Raw genomic sequence first — 6,664 nt, 5'->3', positions numbered from 1 at the left:
GCAAACAAACCAAACGCCATCCTCGCCTCCGACAGCCCGCCACGAAAAAGGGGCCGCCCCAACGGGCAGCCCCTTGCATCCAATCCGAAAAGCCCCCGGCATCCTGTTTGCGCAAATACGCTCGGGGGTTGTCAGGGGGTGGAAAACCCCCTGACCGGGGGGGGCGGGGGGCTGGCCCCCCGCATCCCCTCACAACATCCGCATCTGCGGCCGGCGATAGCGCCCCGCCGGCTCGATCATCAACTCATGGATCGCCCAGACCATCGCATCCAGCCGGTCAGGCGAGCCACGCCCTTCCCAGCCGCGAACCGTCATCTGGCACAACTGATCCTCAAGCTGCCCCAGCCGCCCGGATCGCAGATGCTTGACCCGGCCCTGCTCATACAGCGCCGCCACCGGCTCGGCCCGCAAGCCCTTGCCACGCGACGCCCGCAAGGCCTTGAACGGCACCAGAGGATCAACCTGCCGGATCACCTGCTCGACCAGATCGCCGCCCTGATTGACCTCGGCCACCAGACGCTCGGCACCGTGCCGGTCCATCGCCGCAATCGCAGCCTTGGCCCAGTCCACCGGCCCGCCGCGCACGCTGGCATCCTCCAGCACCACGGCGCGCCACTCGCCGGGGGCGCCGTCGCTGACAACACCCGCCACCACGATGCCGCATTCGTCGCTGGCCCGGCCCGCCGTCACCGCCGGGTCCACCGCCACAACCACCCGATCCAGCCTGGGCGCGGCATCAATCCGGCACCCTTCCAGCATCGAGGTCGTCCACAGCGCGCCTTCCACATCGTCCAGCAAAACGCCGTCCAGCTCTTGCCGGCCCAGCCGCGTGCCGCCATAGCGCGCCTCGACCTCGGCCAGAAAGCTCTCCGCCAGATAGGCCCGGTTCGCATCCGTCGGCGCATGAGTCGTCACCGTGCTGGCATTGCCCAGAATGCGCTTCAGCACGCCGACATTGCGCGGCGTGGTGGTGATGACCTGCTGCGGATGCTCGCCCAGACGCAGCGCGAATTGCAGCATGTCCCAGGTGTCCTCGGCCTTCTTCCACTTGGCCAACTCATCCACCCAGGCGGCATCGAACTGCGGCCCACGCAGCGCCTCAGGCTCATGCGCCGAATAAACCGTCGCCGTCGCGCCATTGGCCCAGACCAGCCGCCGCCGCCCGGCCTCCCAGACCGGACGCCGGTCAGGGGGCGAACAGGCCAGTATCCCCGACTCGCCCATCACCATCACCTCGCGCGCCTGATCGAAGGTCTCACCCACCAGCGCGATCCGATGGCACTTGCCCGGCGCCGCCACAGTCGGCCCCTCGACCATCCGCCGCACCCATTCCGACCCGGCCCGCGTTTTCCCCGCACCACGTCCGCCCATGATGACCCAGCTTTTCCAGTCACCCTCAGGCGGCAACTGATGCGGCAAGGCCCAGAACTCGAACAGCCACGGCAGCGCCATCAAGGCATTCTCGCTCAGCCCGTTCAGAAAGTCGTCAACCTCCTCCGGCGCGGCGCAGGCAAGCCAGGCGGCGCCCGATCTCGTCTCGTGCCGCGTCAAGGTCAAGGGCGCCGCCCCCGACTGCTCCGGCAATGTCCTTGCGAAGTTTGTCAACTTTCCCCCTTTCCTGCATAATCAGCTGCGACGCCTCACGAACGTCACGCACCGCTGCAACGGCATTTTTCAGCGCATCTTTGGTCGGCCCGGCCTCTGCGGCCAGATCCATATCCTGCCAGCGTCGTTCCAGATCGCCGACATAGCTCCATAAAAGGCGGGTCACGAACTCAACCGCATCCAGCCCCTGTTCCTTTTCACTTCTGGCAACCCGCTCCAACGCGGCCAGAACACCATCGTCCCGCATCGCACGCGATGCGGAACCCTGCGCCGCCGGTTCCCCGGAGACGACAAACCCCTGATCGTCCATGAATCACTGCCCCGCCTCGTGTTCTGTCCGCACGAGCGAGAAATGAAAAAAGCGGCCAACGGGTTGCCCCGCGCCGCTTGCCCACTTCTCCCAGCATGGAAGGTTTCTACCCTAGGGCGTTCGCAAGGTCAAGGCAAACCGCATGTCAATCGACCTTAACCGCGTATTAACCATAAAAACCAGCACATTACCCCGCGCAACACCCACATCGCACGCCGCAACGCAACAGCGCCCAGCACAGCAACACAACCAAAAATTGCACCCATTCCCACGCCGAAATCCCCCCAAACCCCCAAGCCGATTCCGTCCAACACCAATCCCGCACAACAAACGGGGCGCATCCTACGACACGCCCCGGCTTCCTGTTTGCCCAAATACGCACCTTCAGGCGCAACGCCGCCGCAAAAGCTCAGCCGCCGTCCTGCACCGGCGTATCCGCAGGCAGGCCCTGTTGCCGCTCGATCTCGCGCCAGCGGGCGACATTGGCATTATGCTCGTCCAGGGTGCGCGCAAAAGCATGCCCGCCCGTGCCATCCGCCACAAAGAACACATAGTCCGTATCAGCCGGATTCAGCGCCGCCTGAATCGCCGCCCGACCGGGGTTGGCAATCGGAGTCGGCGGCAAACCGTCGATCTGATAGGTGTTATACGGCGTCCGCGCGTTCAGTTCTGACCGCCGCAGCCCCCGGTTCAACACCTCGCGCCCATTCGTCACCCCGTAAATCACCGTAGGGTCCGTTTGCAGCCGCATCCCGGTCTGCAAACGGTTCACGAACACGCTGGCGACCTGAGGCCGCTCATCCGCCACCCCGGTTTCCTTTTCGACGATCGAGGCCATAATCAGCGCCTCCTCGGGCGAATCATAGGGCAGACCAAAGGGCCGCGATTCCCATGCCGCCGCCAGAATCACCGCTTGCCGCCGTCCCATTTCGGCCAGCAAGGCCGCGCGGTCAGCCCCCTTCTGCACCTCATAGGTATCCGGCGCCAGAGACCCTTCAGCCGGAACCGCGCCCACCTCGCCCGACATGAACCGCGCCGCCTTCAGCCCCTCGGCCACTTGCCAGGCGGTCGTGCCCTCGGCCACCGCGATACGCAACCGCGCATCGGCAGCATCCTCGGCCGCCAGAATCTCGGCCGGAGGCTGCTCGCTCGCCGGATCATAGCGCACCATGTCCTCATAAGCGCCGGTCGCCGGGTTCATGTCGCGCAACACCACCGTATTGCCGCGCACACCGACACGAAAAATCACCTCGGTGCCGCAGGTGCTTGGCCCGCCCGTGGTAATCACACCCAGAATATCCTGCATGCTGGCCCGCGGCTGCACCAGATAGCTGCCGAATTTCAGATCCCCGGCCTTGCCCTCGTAATCGGCCCCGGCGCGGAAAATATAGGCGCTGCTGATCGCCCCTTGCGCCGCCAACTGGCCGCTGACCGCGTTCAGACTGGCCCCCGGCGCCACCTGCACGCATTGCGCAACATCGCTTGGCCCCGGCCCGCTGAACTGATGCTTGCCCCAGGCAATGGCCCCGGCCACCGCCACCAGCACCACCACCATCAGCGTCAGAAAATTCGAGGCGATGTGCCGCCAGATCATGCGTCAACCTTCCCCACGATCAGACAGGCATTGGTGCCGCCGAAACCGAAACTGTTCGACAGCGCCACGTCGATCTTGCGCCGCACAGCTGCATTGGCGGCCAGATCGACCTTGGCTTCAACCGCCGGATTATCCAGGTTGATCGTCGGTGGCGCGATCTGGTCACGGATCGCCAGAATGCAGAAAATCGCCTCTACCGCACCCGCCGCACCCAGCAAATGCCCGATGCTCGACTTGGTGGACGACATCACCACATTGCCCGCGTGATCGCCCAGCAAACGCTCGACCGCGCCCAGTTCGATGGTGTCGGCCATGGTGCTGGTGCCATGCGCGTTGATGTAATCCACCGCCCAAGGCTCCAGCCCGGCAGACCGCAGCGCATTCTTCATCGCCCGGAACCCGCCATCACCATCCTCACTTGGCGCAGTAATATGATACGCATCCCCCGACAGGCCGTAACCCAGCACCTCGGCATAAATTTTGGCACCCCGTGCCCGCGCATGCTCATATTCCTCCAGCACGACCACGCCCGCACCCTCGCCCATGACAAAGCCATCACGGTCGGCATCCCACGGACGCGAGGCCGCCTTGGGATCATCCTCGCGCTTGGTGGACAACGCCTTGCAGGCGTTGAACCCGGCAATGCCGATCTCGGAAATCGGCGATTCCGCCCCGCCAGCGACCATCACATCGGCATCGCCCAAGGCAATCAGCCGCGCCGCATCACCAATGGCATGGGCACCCGTCGAACAGGCCGTCACCACCGCATGGTTCGGCCCCTTGAAACCGAACCGGATCGACACCTGCCCCGACACAAGGTTAATCAACGCGCCGGGAATAAAGAACGGCGACACCCGCTTTGGCCCGCGCTCTTTAATCAGCACCGCCGTTTCAGCAATCGAGGTCAGCCCGCCGATGCCCGATCCGATCATCACCCCGGTGCGCTCGCGGTCATCCTCGGTCGCAGGAACCCAGCCCGAATCCTCAACCGCCTGAGCCGCCGCAGCCATCCCATACAGGATAAAGTCATCGACCTTGCGCCGGTCCTTCGGCTCCATCCAGTCGTCAGGGTTGAACTCGCCCGCACCCGTGCCAAAAGGCACCTCACAGGCGTATTTCGTCACCACATCCGACGCATCAAACCGCGTGATCGGCCCGGCACCCGACTGCCCGGCCAGCAACCGCTCCCAGACCGCATCCACGCCAGACCCCAGCGGACAGACAATCCCCAGCCCGGTGACAACAACCCTGCGCATTCGCACTATCCTTGATCTGCTCTCATTTTCCGCCCTGATACACCCCCGGTTCCGCCCACGCAACGCCGCCGCGAATCCCGTATAGCCCACAGCCCCTTTCAGGATCGTTAAGCCGCATCTTTGGTCCCTAAATATCCCGGGGGTCCGGGGGCTGGCCCCCGGCTTTGGGCAGGGCCTAAATCAAGCCCTCAGCGCGGAAATCCGCCCGCAGATCGCGTTCCGGCCGCGCACCCATATGGCCGATCACCTCGGCCGCAGCCAGACAACCCATGCGCCCCGCCACCTCCAGCGGCGCGCCTGTGGCCAGACCATAGATCAACCCGGCGGCGAACTGATCGCCCGCACCCGTAGCATCGACGGGCACCACAGGGTTCACCGGCACGCTGATCCGCTCGCCACCCCGGATCAACAGCGGATCGTCGCCGGACCGGGTGCAAACCACCAGCCCGCAATCGCGTGCGGCCTGATCCAGCGCCGCATCCAGATCGCATTGATACAAAGCCTGCCATTCGTGAATGTTTCCAATCACATAATCCATCGGCCCGGCAACCAGACGGCGGAAATCGGCGCGGTGGCGATCCACGCAGAACGGGTCCGACAAAGCGATCCCCGCCTGCCCGCCTGCCGCATGGCACGCCTCGGCGGCCTTCAGAAACGCGGCCTTGCCGGGGTCTTTATCGAACAGATAGCCTTCCAGAAACAGCCAGCCCGCGCCCTGAAACACCGCCGGGTTCACGTCATCCGGGCCAAGTTCCGCCGAAATCCCCAGATACGTGTTCATTGATCGCTCACCATCCGGCGTCACCATGATAATGCTGCGGCTGGTCGGCAACTGCTCCCCCCCGACCGGAGGGTTAACGAATACCGTCCCCCCCGCCTCGGTCTGTTCGGCATAAGACAGGCCAAGCGCATCAGCGGCGACGCGCCCGATGAACGCCGTGCGCAGCCCCAGCATCCCGATACCGGCCAGCGTATTCGCCACTGACCCGCCCGGCACCAGCCGCGCCTTGCCCGCGCCCGCATCCGCCGATTGCGCCGCCATCAGAAACTCGGACCGCGCGCGGTCGGTCAGTTGCATGATGCCCTTTTCGACGCCAAGCCGGGCCAGCCCGTCATCCGTGGCCGAGGCGATCACATCCATCACGGCATTGCCAATGCCAATCACATAAGGCGTAGTCATTCGGTCTTGTCCTCATAGGGGCACAGGTCTTCGATGGGGCAGATGCCACAGCGCGGCCGCCGCGCCTGACAGATATAGCGGCCATGCAGGATCAGCCAATGATGCGCATGGGCCTGAAACTGCGCCGGCACATTATCCTCGATCGCACGTTCCACAGCGTCAACATCGCGGCCCGGAGCGATCCGGGTGCGGTTGCCGACACGGAAAATATGCGTATCCACCGCCTGCGCCGGATAGCCAAAGGCGCAGGACAGCACCACATTCGCCGTCTTGCGGCCCACGCCGGGCAGGCTCATCAAAGCGGCACGGCTGTCGGGCACCTCGCCGCCGTAATCCTCGGCCAGAATGCGCGACAGGGCGATCACGTTGCGCGCCTTTTGCCGGAACAGCCCGATGGTCTTGATGTGGTCGATGATCCCGTCTTCGCCCAGGGCCAGCATCGCGGCGGGGGTATCGGCGGCGGCAAACAGCCCGCGCGTGGCCTTGTTCACCCCGGCATCGGTCGCCTGCGCCGACAGCGCCACTGCCACCAGCAGGGTAAAGGGATTGCTGAACTCCAGCTCCGTCTGCGGTTCGGGGGTGGCGCTGGCCAGCCGCGAAAAAATCGCCACCTGCACCGGATAGGGCAGTGCCTCGGGGATGCGCCCCGTCCTGACCATCTTGTTCGCCGCTTTTGCCATAGCCCACCTTTTGACCGCTGCGTCATGATGATGCAAGCA

Annotated in this window: 6 protein-coding genes; all 6 read right to left on the bottom strand. The window is 64.8% G+C overall.

Going from position 1 to position 6,664, the window contains the following annotated elements; translation table 11 throughout:
* Positions 1–189: 189 nt before the first annotated feature.
* The 6 genes from Q4G14_RS13790 to nth all read right to left on the bottom strand — a co-directional run bounded on the left by Q4G14_RS13790 (position 190) and on the right by nth (position 6,604).
* On the bottom strand, positions 190–1,452 hold the full coding sequence (locus Q4G14_RS13790) for a DNA-packaging protein (protein ID WP_303362340.1): 1,263 nt from the start codon (positions 1,450–1,452) through the stop codon (positions 190–192).
* A gap of 34 nt (positions 1,453–1,486) precedes the next feature.
* Positions 1,487–1,915 carry a hypothetical protein gene (locus Q4G14_RS13785; protein ID WP_303362336.1) on the bottom strand — a complete coding sequence of 143 codons (429 nt, stop codon included), beginning with the start codon at positions 1,913–1,915 and terminating at the stop codon, positions 1,487–1,489.
* Positions 1,916–2,324: 409 nt separating this feature from the next.
* On the bottom strand, positions 2,325–3,506 hold the full coding sequence (gene mltG / locus Q4G14_RS13780) for an endolytic transglycosylase MltG (RefSeq protein ID WP_303362339.1): 1,182 nt from the start codon (positions 3,504–3,506) through the stop codon (positions 2,325–2,327).
* A complete protein-coding gene (fabF, locus tag Q4G14_RS13775) occupies positions 3,506–4,765 on the bottom strand; it encodes a beta-ketoacyl-ACP synthase II (RefSeq protein WP_303362335.1) in 1,260 nt (419 codons plus the stop codon). Before fabF ends, mltG begins: the two co-directional genes overlap by 1 nt.
* 175 nt (positions 4,766–4,940) lie before the next feature.
* Positions 4,941–5,945, bottom strand: coding sequence for an adenosine kinase (locus Q4G14_RS13770; protein ID WP_303362334.1), 1,005 nt, complete (start codon positions 5,943–5,945; stop codon positions 4,941–4,943).
* On the bottom strand, positions 5,942–6,604 hold the full coding sequence (gene nth / locus Q4G14_RS13765) for an endonuclease III (RefSeq protein ID WP_303362338.1): 663 nt from the start codon (positions 6,602–6,604) through the stop codon (positions 5,942–5,944). Before nth ends, Q4G14_RS13770 begins: the two co-directional genes overlap by 4 nt.
* Between the last annotated feature and the right edge of the window lie 60 nt (positions 6,605–6,664).

Origin of the sequence: Paracoccus sp. (in: a-proteobacteria) (assembly GCF_030538755.1) — a bacterium.
Lineage (GTDB): Bacteria > Pseudomonadota > Alphaproteobacteria > Rhodobacterales > Rhodobacteraceae > Paracoccus.
The sequence above is the reverse complement of the archived record's forward strand: the minus strand, read 5'-3'. Positions and strand labels throughout refer to the sequence as shown.